Below are 17006 nucleotides of genomic sequence, written 5' to 3' on the forward strand. Positions count from 1 at the left end.
GGTCCTTGTTTACACCTTGTCCTGGAGGGCGGGCCGACGGGTTGGCCGGCCACCGAGCAAGCCTTCCTGATCCGGCAGCATTTCGCCGATTTGCAGGCCGTTGTCGTCGATGCTGTACAGGCGCAACTCATCGGAGTGAGCGCTGGCTCGCACCTTGACCACGGCCATGATGCGCAGCAAACGACTCTGCACTTCGATGTAACGCTGGACGATGATGGCGTCGGTCAGGAATGCCGTGCCGTAAGGGCTGAAACGCAGATCGGTGTAGCGGTCCTCCAGCTCCGAGGTCATCAACACACTGACCCCGGCACTGGTCAGCGCCGTGACCATGCGCGACAACGATTCGCGGAAGTCCTCGCGAAAGGTCGGCGCCAGGGCCAGCTCGAAGCCCGACAGCGAATCGATCACCACGCGGGTGGCTTTGAGTCGGTCGATCTCGCTGAGCAGCAACTGGACGATTTCATCGATGGACAGGTCCGGCGCCCGGCTATCGACCAGTCCGACCTGGCCGCTTTGGATCAAACCGGCCAACGTGGCGTTTTGCGAATGGTTAGGCCGTTGTTCGAACACCGCGATCACACCGGTTTCGCCGTTACGCGCGCCTTCGGCGAGGAACGTTGCCGCCAGGATGCTTTTACCCGAGCCCGACGGCCCGGCCACCAGCAACGAATAACCCCGGGGCAAACCGCCGCCGAGCATTTCGTCGAGCTGCGGCACGCCCATTTTCAGGCGTTTGATCGGGAACTCCAGCGGTGCTTCAACCGGGTTGAGCCGTGCGGGGGCGAAGACCTTGATCCCCGAGGTGGCGATGCGGAAGGTGTGCAGCCCCGGCAATGTCGGCTGGCCGCGCATCTTCATGATTTCCATCTTGCGCACCATCGAGTTGCGCTGAACGCTCTGGCGCAGCCAGATCAGGCCGTCGGCCACGGTGAAAATCGGGTTGGTGTCGGTTTCGGTGAAGTATTCGCCAATCAGGAAGGTCGTCGCCTGCCAGGTGGTCATCAGCATGCCCAGTTGCTGGACGAACTGCGGCAGGTTGTTATTGGGATTGTCCTGGGTCTGGCTGGCCAGCACCACGGAGCGGAACGAGTCGACAAACACCAGCGACGGCGAGTGAGCCTCGACCTCACTGACGATGCGCCGCAGCACCTCGTCCAGATTCCCGGCCAGGGTATCGTCAGCCAGGTTGATGTAGCGGATCGACTGGTTGATCGCTTCGCTGTCGAAAAAGTCGAATTGCTGCTGGTAGCGCAACATCTTCAGCGGCGGCTCGCCCAGTACGGTGAAGAACAACGCCGGGCGTTCAGGCGTGGCCAGGGCAAACATCATCTGATGCGCCAGGGTGGTTTTACCGCAGCCTGGGGGGCCGGCGATCATGTTGAACGAAAACTCCGGCAGTCCTCCGCCCAGCACCTCGTCCAGTCCTGGCACGCCGGTGGCCAGACGGTTGATAGTTACTTTGGTGCTCATGGCGAATTTTCCTGCGAAGGGGTGTCGCTCAAAGAAGGTTCCCACACGCCACGAAGCAAACGTGCGGTGAGCGAGGGCCCGATCAGCGTGGTCAGCAATTCATAGAACGTGGTCAGCAGCACTTCACCGAAAAACAGTGCATCGACTTCGCTTTGCTCGACGAGTACGGAGTTGAGGGCAATCAGATCCAGCGCGGCCTGCACACTGTCGTAGGTGCCGGCCAGACGCGGATGGGTGGAGGCGCACAGGTGAAGGCTGCGGCGGTAGAGCGCGACAACCCCTTGCTGGCCGATGATGGGCGTGAGGGCTGCGTTCATTTCCTGCAAGGTGGACACGATCGCTTGGGCGATTCTTGCAGTGTCAGCGTTGGGACCAACACGGTGCGCCAGAGAAGCTACGATCTGGCGGCTCTCTTCGCTTAGCGTGGACATGGCTAACTGATATCTGATTGACAGGTGCCGATCTTACACCCAATACGGGTGTTGAACATGATTTGCATCAACGATCATTTGAGGCCCGGAAACCGGGCGCTTTGATGCTTTTTGGTCAAACCGCAGGCAAAAAAAAGCCCGCGGGAGGGCGGGCAAACCGTAGTTTCTTGAATGAGCGAGGGCAATGTACCGGTTGGCGCGGGTCGATAGGGTGAAGAAAAATTCATCTGGTTCAGCTTGTCGTTGGATTTATGGCAAATGATCCGCCGCAAAATCGGCTTCTGAGCGCGCGCGCAAACGACCCTTGCGACAGGCCTGCTGAAAGCGCTCGAAATCCTGCTCGTTCTGCTTGGTATAGCCCTGGGCGTACTTGAACAGCGCATCGGCCAGCGCTTCGCTTTTACCGATGTAGCCGCTGATCTGCGCGGCGTGCCCTGAGGATTTGGCGTGAGCCCGGGCCAAGGCGCGGGCGCAGGTGCGTCCATAAGCGGCGAAAGTGGCTGCGTCGAACGTCTCGATTTCCGCCGAGACCTTCATGTCCCGCAATTGGCGCACATAAAAGTGTCGACCATTGGGGCCGGTGGTCCAGCCGAGGAACAGGTCACTGGCCGATTGCATCAGCCGTTGGCCATTCACCACCCGCTGGCCATCGTGTTGCACCCGGGACTTGGTCTTGACGTAACCGGCGAGCACCGAGCGCCGCGCTTCCTTGAATTGCAGGAACAGCGGGTTCTCCTGTTCGTCGGTCAACAGCGCCACCAGGCAGCGGGTGCCGACACTGCCCACGCCCACCACTTTGAACGCCATGTCGTGGGCATGAAACCGCGACAACAGTTCACGTCGATCCGCTTGCAACGTCGCCCGATAGTCGCCCATGAAGGTGTCGTACAACGGTTTCCAGTCCGAGAGCCGCAGCCAGTCATCGTCGGCATCCAGCAGCGTCGTGGCGTTGTGCAGGTGGAAAATTTCCGGCAAGTCATCACGAATCGTCAGACGACCCTGGGCGTCACGCTCGCAGATTTTCGGCAACAACTCGGCGTGGGTGCGGCGCTCGGCCTTCTCGATGGCCCGCTCCACGTGTTCCAGGGTGGCTTTGCTCGATTGCTCCAGCAAATCGTCGTAACTGATGGACTCGTACCAGGTTTCCAGCGCGCTCTGTTCGGCGCACTCGGCCATGGTCTTCTGATACGCCGCGACCACTTGCCGGCAGACATCTTCCTCTACCGTTTCCCCGTGACGCAGATCCCGCGCCGCAATCAGAAAACTCGCCACCAGCCTTTTGAGGTCCCATTCCCACGGCCCGGGGTGTGCTTCGTCGAAGTCGTTGACGCTGAACAACAGATTGCGCTCAGGCGTGGCAAAACCACCGAAGTTCATCAGGTGACTGTCACCGCAGATCGGCGAAATCAGGCCCATGTTGGAGGTGCCGGCCAAGTCATGGGCCTGGAGCAGGGCGTTGCCGCGATAGAAGGTGAACGGCGAAACCAGCATGCGCCCATAGCGCAACTCCACCAGCGACTTGATACGGCCCTCGCTGGACGCCTTGATCAGCGGCAGCGGGTCGCGGTCGATGTGACCGAGGGACGACTGGGTATTGCGGGGGCAGGTTTTGCGAGCGTCCTTGCCTTGTTTCAGGCGGTCTTTGAGGGTGGTCATGGGGGCTCGTTTGTTGGTTTTTTGGGGGCTGGGCGAGGTGAGTGTAGAAGGACGTCGGTATTTCAGTGGTGTGCGATATGACAAAACTGTTCTTGGGCGAGATTGTGTAAAGGGCGTCGGTGGCTTGAAAGAAGTTTTTGGGGGCGCGTAAATGTTACGCCTGCGATACATTGAATTATAAATGTCACGGTAACGGAACATGGACTGCTACGTGTTGATCTCGCGTCTTGCCAAACAGATACGCGAAAAACGTAAGAATCGAGGTCTGACACAGGCCAATCTCGCTCAACTTGCCGGCCTGACGCGTCAGAAGATCATTGCTGTGGAGAAGGGCAGCACTTCCATAGGCGTGATCGCTTACGCGCGGGTATTGGGTGCTCTGGATTGTGAACTCGCTGTCATTCCAGCCGCTATGCCAACGCTTGAAGAGCTTGGGGGGTTATTCGAATGAAAATGACATCTCTAAAAGTCAGTACCCCTGAGGGCGATAGCGGCAGCATTTTTACAAACGGTGAGGATTTCATTTTCCGTTATCACGAAGATGCATCCCCTGGCAGGGCAATCAGTTTGTCGATGCCCGTACGACTGACGAGTTTCGTCGGCGAGACCTGCACCCGATTTTTCAGATGAATCTGCCTGAAGGTTATGTGCTGGAAATGCTGCGTAATCGCCTGGCTAAAACGGTAAATGTCGATCCGATGTTGCTGCTGGCGCTTTCCGGCAGCAGTTCGCCCATTGGCAGGGTTCACGTACGCTCCGAAGCAGTGGATGCCATGCTTGGGGTACAGCAATTTCCATGGAAGCGGCAGCAATAGAAAAGGGCGACCTTATTGAGGCCGCCCACTCAGTATCAGACCGGTTCAATCCTGGACTTGCTCGAGCGGATGTTTTTCAGCGCCTGATTGACCAACAGTTCAGCCAAGACCGTCAGCCGCTGAATCGCAAATAGCACGCTGCGATTGGGCCTTTCGAGTTGGGCTGCCAAAGTGGCGGACATGGCTGTCAACAAAGCCAGGTTATGGCAGGCGTGAGCGAGGAGGGTGGGCGTGTCGATGTCCGGGTTGACGACGAAAATGTTTGGCGGCGGCTCAGATCGATTCGGGTTGCTCTGGCGAGCGCTGACGCGGCGTTGGATTTCTTCGGAAATCTGGGTCAGGTCGAGAGTGTCCGGTACTGCTGGAGGGTTCGGGTTTTTGATCAAGGTCAGGCTGGGCTTTTTCATGGAAGAACTCCGGAAGGTTGGGTGTCCCTACGCTTTAGGCTTGTCAAAGCCGTTCGCCGGGTTGCAACACATAGGCGAGGTTATCTTCTCGGGCCACTGCTCGATACTTCATGGAGTTCGACAGACCTTGAGGGAAATGTCCTAGGACGTGGTGGGCGTCGATGACAACTCACTCACCCTCACCGTATGCCCAAAATGATGCTTCCAAAGCCGCACCCCCAACTCGCCCGTCCGATCCAGCGATGACCCCACCGTCAAATCCGTAATCAACGTCGGCTGCAACCCCGCATCGAACAACGCAAACCCGGCCGCCAGGCAGCAGGTCTCGGTCTGTAGTCCGCAGACCAACACCCGATCCACTTTCAGGCTTTTCAGATACTCGATGGTTTCCGGTGTCGGCGCATAACCGTGCTTGATGAAAATGCGATCGGCCTGGATCAGGCTGTTGTCGTCCGGAGCCGGATGCCAGCCGAGTTGTTTCTGGAAGGGGGTTTTGGCTTCGTCGTGGCGTTCGACCGTGGCGACGCTGGGCAGGGTGCCGATGAGGGCCTGTATGCCATCGACGAGCCATCGTGGCGGGGCGAAGCTGGGTTGAACGTCGATGATGAGGAGGGCTTGGTGCATGGGCTTCTCCGGGGATTTGTGTCGGTCTGGCGGCGGCACCGGGGCATGGTTTGTTGTACCCCAGATGCAACAAAACCCGCACTTGGCGGGTTTTGTCTTGTTTCGGATTTGGTGGGCCGGGGTAATCTGAACCTGGGCTTTATCATATTGTTTTTCATAATTAATGTCTGTTTGGATTTTTAGCTGGAATACCAACTGGAATACCTTGCGAAATTGCACTCCGCTTTATCGCCCGCTTGCATTCGATATGAAGGCCGTTCACATCCGCGCTGACTATCGTGCTTCGTGTGCATGATGAGTGATCAACTGCATGCAGCTCTGGCGGAGCAACAGGTAGCAATCGACCAGAAATAGGCGCTTGGAGATGTCGACGAAAGCAGTGCCTATACAGTCGCGCTCCCAATTGCAGTCGAACTGCTATAGTCGGCTACTGAAATTAATTTCTCTACCACTTTCACCAAAGGCCAAGTGCTTGGTAGCGCTGCTGCTTCAAGTCAAGCTCTGGTGAGCTTTTCACTAGTTTTAACACGTGCCTCAAATACCCCGCTGCAGCGGCATAGTCACGCATTTGCTCGCACACTTGAATGAGGCGGACCAGTACATGTGGTTTGGATGGTGATTTTCGGTTAATTGTCTCAAGAGCTTTTCGAGCCGCCGGAAAATTTGCTTCCAATCCATATACAGTCGCCAAGAGGAAATCATATTCCAGAGAGTCTATACCTAACACCTTTTCGTCAAGAAGCATCGCTTTTGCAAGATCAATTTCTCGGAGAGATAAGTAGGTTTTAATAGCCAGAATATGTATCGACTTAGCGTCGTCGCCTTGAAGTTTAGCGTTCTGACTTTCGCGCTCGAACACATCTTTAAATTCGAAAAGTCTATCAGCACGATAAAGCGCATTGAGTTGCTGTAGCAGTGCACCATAGTCGTGAGTTCGAGCAAACTCTATTTCGGCAATTATTGCGGCCTTTAAATAATCACGCTCATCTAGAGCGTCAACGACCGATGTCGACCAATCTGATCCAGCAAGCTCACTCGAATTGGCTACAAGGTGTCTCGGACTATTTAATTGATGTTGTCTGGCTGAATCAAATGCAATGCGCAGAGAGTCAATGTCAGAATATCTATCCGATGGCACTCTTTCCAAGCAACGAAGGATCAAAGCGTCAATTGAGGGAGCGATACTTGCATTAACTTCACTTGGTCGCCTGAAAGGTGCATGGCGACGAACCTGAGATGGCGTGTCATGGGGAAGCTGACCAGTGAGTAGTTGGTAAAGCAATACGCCAAGGCTGTATATGTCACCACGAAGCAGATCTTCGAAAGAACCTTTGCGAGAAACGCTGTCGGAGTACTCAGGAGCAGCATAAAGAACTGTACCGCCATTCTCTCTTGTCCTGACATAAATTTCTTCAGGAAGGGCAGAACTTCCAAAGTCTGTCAGTTTCACCAAATCCCCTGCGCCAACGAGAATGTTGTGTGGCTTGATATCTCCGTGGGAAATCGGAGTTTGGAAGTTTGCCAGAAAACCAACAGCGTCGAGAACCTGAGCATAGATTCCGAACAAGCGCTCAAATGTGTTACCAAAGTGCTGAGCTCTTTGCTCCAGTTTTTGTGCTAGGCTCTGACTGGGAAAGTATTCCATCTCAATGAAGAACCACTCGTTCTCCGGAGGTACTCTTCCCATATCTAAGATGCGAACAATGTTTTTATGTGTGTCAATGTTAAGAAGCTCTTTTCCTTCCGCGAGCATTCGATCATCTTTGGTCAAATCTTTGGGGATTTTAACCGCTACAATCGCACCATCAATAAGTCGCTCTGCACGCCACACCCAGCCGTGACTGCCATCACCCAAGCATTCAAGAAGAAGGTATTTGTCACCCAAACGCTTGTTAGTGCCGGGTAAAAAGTGTGCAGATTTGATATTCATAGCAACCTCTCGCAACGAACCTGAGTTAGTAGCAGGCTTGCGCGGCCTTCAATCTCAAAGATGAATCGACTGAACAGTACCACCGTATTTCGAACTGGTGGTACCTGAACCCCAGCTGCTGATTTAAAACCTCGCGTGCATCGTTCCAGAAACCTATCTTTGTTAGGTGCTGAGACGACCCCTTTGCTCCACGCGGAGAGAATCAAAACCGAAGGGGAATCCCCCCATCTCATGGAGGTTTCAAGCAAATTGCAAAGCTTTTCATCAAGCTTTCGTTGCCCCCGATCAGTACCGTCGAATCTCTCAAACTCGATTAGGACATCAGGAGTTCGATTCTCAAGACTAAACCAAGTCGAGTCTGGTCGAATATCCGCACCATGTGTCATTGGCGCCGGGCATTCGGTGACTGCCATAAAACCAAGCTTATGACCTAATAGATTCCAAGCGCTGCAGCCTAGGCTATGAACCAGCACATCTTCGTCGCGCACTCCCCAGCTGCTTAGCATTGGGTAACAGCTATCTATGAAACCTAGTGAGCTCATCGAGTCCCTGATGCAGGCAACCAAATCAGTCATCCAAGGAGCCCCAGACGCGTAAAACTTCAGGTGATTCACCACCATGAATCAAAGCTTTACCACCGACCTTTACAAGAAGCGGTGCAGGAATTGATCGGCCACACACAAGAGCCTCACCTGTTGAGAGACTAGAAAGCTCATCCAAATCTGCCTTGCTCACCATGTCCGACGCTTTGGCAATAAAGCGCTGATCATCTGGATTCTTCAGACGCATCGTGATCAACGTGTTGCATTGCGATGTTACGTCCGCGTCAAGCTTCGATGGACGCTGACTGACAATCGCAAAGCCAACCCCAAACTTACGGCCTTCACCTGCGATCTTTTTGATGATGCGATGACTAACGGCGTTACCACCCGCGGGAGCAAAGTTGTGGCCTTCCTCATAGACCAAAAAACATGGCCTCAAAGGATCCGTCTTACTCGAGGCAGCTTTTAGAATCTCACTGGATATCAATGCACAGATGACTTGCTTTGCGGTGTCACTCAAGCCTTGAAGATCGACCACAACCAGCCGCCCCTGACGATTCGAGGGGCGACCCACCATCCTGTAAATATCAGTTGGCGCGGCCATTGCTGCTGAGTAGAAACTTTGTGCCTCATTGAGCACCCGCGATAGCTTCATCGATGCTACGGCGGCGCTTCGGCCATTCAATGCCTTGGATTCTGCCTCTGACAGGTCATCCCACTCTCGCAGCTCCTCTAGCCCGTCACCTAAAAGATGACGCAGGCGATTGATATCCCTCGGTTCGATTTTATCCGCTGTCCTCCAATAGCGAATGGCTACATCCAGGACTCGCTGCTGAGGCTCACTTAAACCCGGCAAAATCTCAGCCACATCATCCATTTCGAAGTGATCAAACTGAAGCGCAAGCTGAATATTTTTGCCTGCGTATTTATGCTTGAAGGATTCAATTTGAGGCGTGTACACCTCAACGCCAGCGCCGACCTTTTGCAGTCGTTCAAGGGTGTCCCGAATTTTTGGAAGAGCCTCACGATCACGCTCATCTTCAATATCCGAAAGGCCATCTGAAAAATTAAGCTGTCCTTTGGCTAATGCTTTGCCGTATTCGCCATGCGGATCAAAGACGACGACAGTTCCGTTATTGAGCGCTACAAGCCGCTCAATAATGCGGCCAACGGTGTATGACTTGCCCGAGCCCGTCATGGCCAGCACAGCCATGTGCTCGGTCACTAGTTTGTTTACATCCAGAAAGACCGGTACCGTGTTCTCGCCACGCTCATAACCAACGAGATTGCCCAAGTGAAGGCTGGTGTGCTCGTTGAATTCATAAAAATCGCTTAGAAACTGAAAGTCCACTGTTTCCACTGCTGCCCCAGGATCAAGTGGGCGACGTGGAATTTTGATCTGGCGCGATTCTGGGTCTCGGTAGCCGACGAGCTCAAGGTTGGCGAATAGATTTTCACCTGTGACACTGGCCCCAGGCAGTAACTCAAGCTCTGTCGCTCCGTCACCAAAGCCTGCGTTGAAAAGCATGTTAGTCCGGGTTATGCGCGTCACGCGCCCAAGCACAGGAACAACGCCTTCATCTACTCGCTCCTGATGCATGATGCGCACGAACTCACCTCGGCGCACAGAGAAAGAGTCCTGTACGACCATCGTCAGTTGCGACGCGTCACCGGTGTTGCCGACCAGCTTTCCTAGTACCTTATGCTTCATGACTCGAACCCTTCGTCAAGACCGGACAGCCACGTGCTCTCTACCTCATTATTACGCAGCGCTTCGTTTAAACCCTGCCGGTAGTAGGCGGTGAATTTTTCCAAAATTTGTAGTTGCTGCCTGCTCAAGAGCTGCGGCAATGGCATTGCTTTTTTCTGGCTTTGCATATCCAAAATCATTAGGCGCGATGCCACAGTATCCAGCTCATTGGCACTCCAGTCAGACTCCTCACCGGCCAACTGGGCCATTTTGATTTCGCTTGAGCGAGCGCTTCGATAATGAAATCCAATTAGACCTTGCCCGACTTCACTAGCGGGTTCCATACGCGGACTATTTTCAGTCATCCGAAACGCAATCGTCCGGTTAAAGCTGCCTAAAATCCCGTTTATAAAACGAGTGTCACCGATGCCCAGCAAACGTTCTTCCAACCCCTCAAGCTTCGCAGTCGAATCGGAAGAAAAGCCATCAGTAAGCAAGATGTGCTTACGCCCTTCTTCGGTTCGCAAATCCTGCCGAGCAATGCTTACTATGGCGCTAAATCGCTCAGCTAGAATGCTTGCTAGTACTGGACCTTCCTGATTCCAGGGAAAGAGATCCTGCCGGTGTTTTTGCCAAAATCGTTCAATTGCAACCTGCGTTTTCTCATACTCGGACCAGTGGCGAGCATTCCGCTTCAAAGGGGCCATGTCCCGGTCAATAAAGAATGGTGTATCAATCAGGATCAGATTGGCTGCTCCACCTTGCGCCAAAAGGCGCTCCACTAGGGCATAGCAGTGGCGCATCTCCACCAGATCCAGACGCTTTCTCTGAGCTTCGAAGTCAATATCATCCAGCTCCGACACAGAGTCAGAGCCTATTGTGCTGACCTTGTTTTCATGTATAAGAAGATCCGTCCTTACTGCAGCAGACGCATAAATGAAACCGCCGAGCGCGCGCTGAATACATGAATGGCTAGCGATACCGGACACCACCAGATTGACCACCGAAGGTCTATTAACGGCCTTAATGAGACCTGTGTCCCGGAATAAGGGAGCCATAAGTTCGATGTCTCGGATCTGCTTAAGAAGACGGCCTGCGCTACCGGGTAAGCGCAGTTGGCTATCAATCGCCAGAGCCTGTGCGAGATTTGTTGTCTTCATGAGTTACGTTTCCCCCTTCAGGTTTTCTGCAAACGCCCAGTACTTTGATGTCTGCAGAAAAGCCAAGCCCGCCTGAGTCAGACCTTGCTGATTGAGTAATCCACCCTGCTGCAATCGGTCAATACTTTCAGGCAAGTCAAAATGTGCCAGATTCAGCAGAGGCACTGCGAAACCATGTAGCCGGTCCATTAGGCTTGCGGCCGTTGCGACTTCGAAGCCGTAGCAGCAAACCATCACGGTCAAGTCCTGTGGATACAACATAATCTCTGACTGATCATCTTTTGCGACGGGCGCCAATGCTTTGCCCGTGTGCCGGTTAAGGTCTTCGAGGAACTCCGTTACCAAATGAGCATGATTCAGTAAACTGATGGACCATAGCGGCAGCATTGTTGCGGCAAACAGACCGCTGCTTGAATGAGACTTCCAGTAACGCGTATGGCCTCGATGATCTCCACCTTGCACTCCTTGCAATTGATACATCACTTCTTGCGCGACGATGCTCTCTGCTGAGTTCGCCCCAAGGACAATAGGATGATCAGGTGAAAACTCAACAACCCAATCCAGAGCTGAAAGGAGTGGGCCTTCTTTGTAAGGCGGTAGCAGAAGCAATGTGCATCCCGGCTGACGTGCCCAAGTCGAGCATGCCGTCTGCAGCTCGCTCGACTCCTGGAGCTGCTGACCCGTCATAAGGACAAATCCAGACTCTGGCAACTCAACAGCCGACGATGTCTCAATAGCCAAGAGGCTAGACAAAAAGCGACCACGCCGATGAGCAAGCAATTCGGGAGTTAAATAGAGTTTCACGCTCCGTCCCCGAAGTAGAGTTGCATCTTCAAAATACCCTTGCCAACCAGTGCCTCTTGTACTGTATTAGTGAGCATTGGATTGTTACCAGCATCAATGGCGGCCGCCAGCTGCTGCCAGCTGGCATAGTCAAGCCCGGTACCGTTCAACAACTGGCTAGCTCGCTTCTCCCATTGCATGCGCTGCGCATCCAGAGTCATCTGCAGATCATGCAGGCTTAGCTGAGCTACCTTTGCCAATTGCACGGGCTCAGGAGAAGGTTCTTTGCAAGCAAAAAACAATGGCATAAGTACAGGCACATACTGCTCGTTCAGCCCCCTCACTTGATAATCGCGACGAGTCTGAATTGCATTTTCGATTTTCGTGATCGCTCCGCCAACCGTATGCAATTGGGCATACACTGGGTTCAACAGACGGTCCGGCACCTCGCGGATTGCACCGAACTGCCCCTTTCGGGCTTGCTCTCGAAATTTCTCTCGCTCGTTTTTTGCGGACTCTCCCAAATCCTCAAACGCATCGCCAATCAGAGCCAGCTTCTGCATCAGTTGGGCCAATTCTTTAAGATGAGCGGGCTCTGCATAATCGGCAGGCATTGGCTCTAGCTGGCGTGCAGCTACTTTGCAGCGTGTTTGCAACTCGGCCAGATAGCCTGTCACTTTGACAAACTTCTCCTTGCCAGCCCGATAGGCGCTCATGATATGGCCGCTGTTATCCGCAAAACTTTGCTGTGAGCCTGTATCGATATTGACGCCTGCTTCATCTGACAGCAGGCGTAGCCGCTCCGCTGCCTTGTCGAGCTGTAGTGAGCGCAGGTAATGCAATAAGGTCTCTGAACTGGCAGATCCTTCGGTTTTCGCCGTACCACTGTCGTTCTGATATTGCAAAGCACCGTCCAAAATGTTCGATACCGTCTGCAACGACAGCGTGAACAAGCTGCGGGGAAATAAACTCAAGCCTTGGCTATCCGCATTGATATCGCTGATAAGGCTATTCATGCTCTGCTTGATCTGCTGGGCAGCCTTATCCACGTACTCGGCAAACAAGCGTGCCTGCTCGACACGTTGGAAGAGTGGCTGCGCCTTATCGTCCAGTCGCAAGGTGTTGACGTTTCCAAGGGTGATGACGGGAGCCAGCTCTGGTTTGACCCGCGCTACTCGCGTAATTACTTCTGTGCGACCTTGCAGCAGCGATGGAAGTTTTTCTGCAACCAAGACCAACTCATCTGTGGCAATCAAGCCCAGAGCCTCTTCATCGACTTTGAGCTTGTCGAACGCTTTGCGTGCCGCCTTAAGCTGGTCGTTCGCCTCGACCGTCTCTATACCCGCTGGAGATTTACCTAAGGGTGCAAACAAGCCTGGAACTCGGTCGTAGCCAAATACACGCTCCAGCATGGCGACAGTCGCTCTATAGCCATCAGAGGTTCCCCCATCAAACCAGTTCTTAGCTTCAACAATGGAGTTATCGAGTTTAGCGCGAGGATATGTTTGCCATTTCGCGTAACTTGCCGTGGCATCAGTCAACTGCAACAAGTGCAACTCTCCGCACCACCACATCCAGTCGTCAAACACATTCTTCGGTGTCAAGCTCGCGTGCGACAGATATCCCCAATACCAGTCGCGCTTTGCCTTTGCCAAAGTCCACTCCTGGGTCTTGGCTGGGTTAGAGATACGTGCCAGAAAGTGTGGAAACTGGACTTGTGATTGCTGTGGATTGGCCAGCTCGGAGAACAGCCCAGCGTGCTCCTCTTTACCATATCCAAGACTTAGAAATTTGTTCGGCAATGCCAAGCGTTGCATCAGCGACGCGACGTCTTCGGCGTCTATGCCATATCGGGTTTCCAGATCATTCAAACTGAACAGGTTGGGCTCTTTAACTGCAAACAGAGTCCAGGCGCGTAGCAACAATTCTCGATCTTGCGCATTGATCTTGCCTGTAGGTTTCAGCGGCCAGGCGATCAGACCCCGCTCATTAAGCCGCTGCCGCCATTGGTGCATGGCTTGATAAGCGAAATCTCGTAGCGCATTAAGTTTGCTCTTAAACTTACTTGTTAACCGCGAATCGTCCAGCACAAAACCTTTGCACTGCTCAGGCAGCAATCCAATGCGTTCCAGCTGGTCCACTTCACTGGGGTTCAAGTAGTAGAGCAGCAAGTCGTCCTTAAACTTCTCGCTCACATCACCCCGGTTGTATTGCTCCATCAAATGCGTTGATGTGGTAAACGCCATTACCGGGAAACGGCCTTCGTCGGAATGGCGCATGGCGGCCAATTGGTGCAAACGGTCCAGTTCATCACGGTTATTCACCCAGGCAAACCAAACAAGGTTTTCCGGGTGCAACTTTAACGCATCGCAGAACAACAACCCACCGCGCTGTCCAGAGCCTTGACCGTTTAGGCTAGTTTGAACTGTGATGCTCTCATTGTTGGCATAGGGCGTCTTCGAGTACTGCCAGTTTTTGTCCAGTAAGCGCATCAAGCCTGTCAGACGCACCTGAAAGCGCAGACCGATATTTTTTCCGCCGTCCTTTAGTAAACCTTTCATAGCTACTTCGTGCGCGTCGGCATCGGCTGGATCTCGGAAGATCATCGAGTTGTGCTGCTGGTTGCGGTAGCGCAGGTCCAGCCGTAACAGCATCGCCACGCTGGGACCGATGTGCGTGGCTTCTTCATCTGGAAGTTGCTGTTCGCTGCCGATCAGTTTTTGCCAGAGCGCATCTGCCGCAAATTCCACAGCCGGATGGTCGTACAGCAAACTCAGCAGATGCTTGAATTCAGCACGCGACAGTGGCAGCAGTAGCACATCTTGTTCTGCCTCGTTGATTGCAAAAGTTCGCAGATTCTGCAGCAAAACGCTCAAGCTGAGTGCTTGCTCTACTGCGGGGTAAAGCCATTCGTCTTTCTCACGTTTGAATTTGGCGTCTTCCAATGCTTGGCGACATTGCAACTGGTCAAACGGAATTTTCCGGTAGAGGCTAGCCACCGGCTCGCCGTCTTCGTTAGCAAGAGTTAACAGCTCTATACCGCGCGGCGGACATTGACTTAAGGATAGTGGCAGTTGCCCATAAAGCAGCTCCTGCGCAACCGCCCTCAGGCCGTGGTCACGGGTCTTGATGCCTTCAATGGCGTGGGCATCCAGAACATGCCCTGCAACACGCCCCGAGCTTTCAGTCACCGCATCGAACAACTCGCCTATAGCGGGGATGGATTTTCCTGCAGCTTCGTACTGGGCCAGCACGGCATCCACATTGGCCATGATCACGTTGAACCAACCAAAGTTGGCACCGCTCATGGCGTAAGCCGCTTCGACCAAGCCGGTGGGGTAATCGTGCGCCAGTTTGCGTTCGGCCTTCAGTTGTCCCACATAGTCTGAGACATCGGCAAAAGCATTGTGCTCCAGCTCCACCAACTCGAAGCGGCGCGCTACTGACTGAATCTCACGCAGTTGCTGGCCTAGCAGTGGCGAACACAAGGCCACGTAGCGCAACCATGGCAATTTACGACGTGGGTCTTCTTCTTTGATAGCCTTACCAATCAGACGAATAGCTTGGCCATCCAGACGTTTGGCATCATCCTGCTCCATTCCAAAGGTCGCGGCCTCAGCAACGGTTTCCAGTTCATCAAGCACTACAAGCAAATAGGCAATACCGAACTTTTGCAGATAGGCATAAGCCGCCTGCACCAGCCGCACCACCAAGCCGTCCTCCTCATAAAGCGCTTCATCGCTGTGTAGTTTATCCAGCTCCAAAAGGTTTGCGAGTTGACTGGTATCAAAGCCTGCCGGATTTAGGCGATGCAGCGCCTGCTCAGCAATCTTGCTCTGGATCGAGCCATCGAATTTGCGTGTAGCCAATGGCAACAGAGCTTTGTACAGGCCGAAGCCAAACCAGTTGTCCGAGTTCTGGTAGTCCGATGCAACTTGCGAGTAGCGGATATACAGCGCTAGGTACTTATCTTGCGTAGCCTGATCAAACAGTTTTTGATCAGCCAATGTGCCGCTCTGATCACGCACAAACCAGCCTTTTGAACAGTCGTTGATCTGCGCAATTAGCTCATGCCCCAAACGTGACTTGCCTCGACCCCACTCCGCCTCTACGGCGAATACATGGGCGAAGTGATCAGCATCTTGGTCCACGGTTTGAATGAAGGTACGGTAGCGCTTAAAAAAGCGACTCTGGCCCACAAGCGGGTCGCGCGGCGGGTAGTCCGATACACCGGTTGCCGCCCAATTGTGGCGTTTGGTAAGGTTATCGATCACCTCGGTATTCAGCTGATCCATTTTGCTCACGACACTTCTCCATTGTTCGCGATAACACGCGAGCTACGTCTGCGTTCATCGCGCATCGCTTCTGCGCTGAGTCTAACGGCCTGCCACAATAAGCGGCCGGTACGATTGAAAACCTTGCTGCCCGGCAGCCTAAAGCAGGCATCGGCAAACAATGGATGAATTTGGTACTGGCCGTTCTGGCCGCTTGATCCATCTTGGTAACGCCACACTCGGCGGCTCAATAGTAATCCTACCAGTGGTGCGAGCTGTGCGTTCAACTCGACAGGTGTCGGTGTATAGGGGAAGCAATGTATCCCCAAAAGGCTAAGGCTCTTCAGTAGCAACTCGGCCAAGCTGCCACAACGGGTTTCATCACCCTCTGGCCCCTGTACCAAAATCGAGATTTCACCTGGGCTGAAGGCGTTCTGCCCACTGGAAAGCTCCAGTAACAATCCTCCACGAGCCTCGGCTTTCCACACATCCTGGACGTACACCACCATGGTCAGCAGTAGTGACCAAGGAGTTGCCAACACCCAGCCCATGCTGGGCTGATCGCCAGTTTCGGGAGCCGCGTCAAACGAACCGTGCAGTAAGTAGTTCACACCAATGGGGCGCGTCACCTCTGATATCCCTGGCAAAGCCAACAAGCGGCCTTTGATCCAATTCTGCTGCGCCTCCATGCCCCGAGCATCTATCGGCGGTAAAGCGGGCAGCACATCTTGCAGGTGTTGAGACAGCTCCGCAGCCACAGCCAGCACGCGCATTAGCGCAGGCGTCGCGGCGGGTTGCTCAAAACTAACATCCAGCAGTTCACGTTCAAGCGAAGAAAAGGGGCTGGTGGTGAGTAGCGCGTCGGGGATACCTGCTTCTACCCATGCCGCAGCCCCCTGGAGTGCACTCACCAAGCCCCGCAGAGGTTCACCGTCTGGCATTTGCCCGGCTTCTTTACAGCGCGCCGCTGCGAAAGCGACCCAACTGTTTCGCACTTCGGTTAGCTGTGCCAGCAACGCACACACCAGCTCATCATCGCTTGCCAATCTGGGGCGAACTGCAAGCAGGCGGTGACTAATTACCCAGCCGACCTGAGAAGTTTCCGCCATGGGATGTACCAAACCCCCCAAAAGATCAGCTAGCCCGCCGTCGGAATCTGTCGCCAAGCCGTTGGCAAGCAATTTGCGCAGACGTTGGATCAGAGAGGGCAAGGCAACGGCCACG

General features: G+C 53.8%; 12 protein-coding genes and 1 pseudogene. 2 read left to right on the forward strand and 11 right to left on the reverse strand.

All coding sequences use genetic code 11. The features are described from left to right. Positions 1–9 precede the first annotated feature (9 nt). From BK665_RS10025 to BK665_RS10035, 3 genes are all read right to left on the reverse strand, one after another. Complete coding sequence (locus BK665_RS10025) at positions 10–1470, reverse strand: ATPase domain-containing protein (protein WP_123405068.1); 1461 nt, start codon at positions 1468–1470, stop codon at positions 10–12. After that, positions 1467–1787 carry a hypothetical protein gene (locus BK665_RS10030; protein WP_123405071.1) on the reverse strand — a complete coding sequence of 107 codons (321 nt, stop codon included), beginning with the start codon at positions 1785–1787 and terminating at the stop codon, positions 1467–1469. The genes BK665_RS10025 and BK665_RS10030 overlap by 4 nt, the downstream gene beginning before the upstream one ends. Positions 1788–2150: 363 nt before the next feature. Then, positions 2151–3557: a DUF2252 domain-containing protein gene (locus BK665_RS10035; RefSeq protein WP_123405072.1), complete on the reverse strand. Its 1407-nt coding sequence runs from the start codon at positions 3555–3557 to the stop codon at positions 2151–2153. A gap of 199 nt (positions 3558–3756) precedes the next feature. On the opposite strand from BK665_RS10035, the gene BK665_RS10040 reads away from it, so the two are divergent. Continuing rightward, positions 3757–4008: a helix-turn-helix transcriptional regulator gene (locus BK665_RS10040; protein ID WP_123405074.1), complete on the forward strand. Its 252-nt coding sequence runs from the start codon at positions 3757–3759 to the stop codon at positions 4006–4008. Next, positions 4005–4363: pseudogene (locus BK665_RS10045) on the forward strand (HipA N-terminal domain-containing protein); the annotation flags it as partial. The gene BK665_RS10040 and the pseudogene BK665_RS10045, both read left to right, overlap by 4 nt. Before the next feature lie 44 nt (positions 4364–4407). On the opposite strand, the gene BK665_RS10050 reads toward BK665_RS10045, so the two are convergent. From BK665_RS10050 to BK665_RS10090, 8 genes are all read right to left on the reverse strand, one after another. Further along, positions 4408–4779, reverse strand: coding sequence for a DUF6124 family protein (locus BK665_RS10050; RefSeq protein WP_123405076.1), 372 nt, complete (start codon positions 4777–4779; stop codon positions 4408–4410). 141 nt (positions 4780–4920) lie between these two features. Next, the gene (locus tag BK665_RS10055; protein WP_123405078.1) at positions 4921–5403 is read right to left on the reverse strand and encodes a cysteine hydrolase family protein; all 483 of its coding nucleotides are present in this window, start codon (positions 5401–5403) and stop codon (positions 4921–4923) included. Between the two features lie 454 nt (positions 5404–5857). Next, complete coding sequence (locus tag BK665_RS10060; protein ID WP_123405080.1) at positions 5858–7333, reverse strand: serine/threonine-protein kinase; 1476 nt, start codon at positions 7331–7333, stop codon at positions 5858–5860. Between the two features lie 567 nt (positions 7334–7900). After that, complete coding sequence (locus BK665_RS10070) at positions 7901–9586, reverse strand: ATP-binding protein (protein ID WP_123405085.1); 1686 nt, start codon at positions 9584–9586, stop codon at positions 7901–7903. Then, a complete protein-coding gene (locus tag BK665_RS10075) occupies positions 9583–10725 on the reverse strand; it encodes a hypothetical protein (protein WP_123405087.1) in 1143 nt (380 codons plus the stop codon). The genes BK665_RS10070 and BK665_RS10075 overlap by 4 nt, the downstream gene beginning before the upstream one ends. Before the next feature lie 3 nt (positions 10726–10728). Beyond that, positions 10729–11529, reverse strand: coding sequence for a hypothetical protein (locus BK665_RS10080; RefSeq protein WP_148053210.1), 801 nt, complete (start codon positions 11527–11529; stop codon positions 10729–10731). Then, positions 11526–15812: a hypothetical protein gene (locus tag BK665_RS10085; protein ID WP_221179250.1), complete on the reverse strand. Its 4287-nt coding sequence runs from the start codon at positions 15810–15812 to the stop codon at positions 11526–11528. The genes BK665_RS10080 and BK665_RS10085 overlap by 4 nt, the downstream gene beginning before the upstream one ends. Continuing rightward, complete coding sequence (locus BK665_RS10090; RefSeq protein ID WP_123405090.1) at positions 15809–17005, reverse strand: hypothetical protein; 1197 nt, start codon at positions 17003–17005, stop codon at positions 15809–15811. The genes BK665_RS10085 and BK665_RS10090 overlap by 4 nt, the downstream gene beginning before the upstream one ends. Position 17006: the final 1 nt, after the last annotated feature.

The organism is Pseudomonas frederiksbergensis, assembly GCF_003732665.1.
In the GTDB taxonomy this organism is placed as follows: Bacteria; Pseudomonadota; Gammaproteobacteria; order Pseudomonadales; family Pseudomonadaceae; genus Aquipseudomonas; species Aquipseudomonas frederiksbergensis_G.

What these genes read in the sequence shown, in the direction of transcription:
- BK665_RS10055 (WP_123405078.1), bottom strand. Translation starts at nt 5,403, where the DNA reads ATGCACCAAGCCCTCCTCATCATCGACGTTCAACCCAGCTTCGCCCCG.
- BK665_RS10050 (WP_123405076.1), bottom strand. Translation starts at nt 4,779, where the DNA reads ATGAAAAAGCCCAGCCTGACCTTGATCAAAAACCCGAACCCTCCAGCA.
- BK665_RS10025 (WP_123405068.1), bottom strand. Translation starts at nt 1,470, where the DNA reads ATGAGCACCAAAGTAACTATCAACCGTCTGGCCACCGGCGTGCCAGGA.
- BK665_RS10030 (WP_123405071.1), bottom strand. Translation starts at nt 1,787, where the DNA reads ATGAACGCAGCCCTCACGCCCATCATCGGCCAGCAAGGGGTTGTCGCG.
- BK665_RS10070 (WP_123405085.1), bottom strand. Translation starts at nt 9,586, where the DNA reads ATGAAGCATAAGGTACTAGGAAAGCTGGTCGGCAACACCGGTGACGCG.
- BK665_RS10035 (WP_123405072.1), bottom strand. Translation starts at nt 3,557, where the DNA reads ATGACCACCCTCAAAGACCGCCTGAAACAAGGCAAGGACGCTCGCAAA.
- BK665_RS10060 (WP_123405080.1), bottom strand. Translation starts at nt 7,333, where the DNA reads ATGAATATCAAATCTGCACACTTTTTACCCGGCACTAACAAGCGTTTG.
- BK665_RS10040 (WP_123405074.1), top strand. Translation starts at nt 3,757, where the DNA reads ATGGACTGCTACGTGTTGATCTCGCGTCTTGCCAAACAGATACGCGAA.
- BK665_RS10075 (WP_123405087.1), bottom strand. Translation starts at nt 10,725, where the DNA reads ATGAAGACAACAAATCTCGCACAGGCTCTGGCGATTGATAGCCAACTG.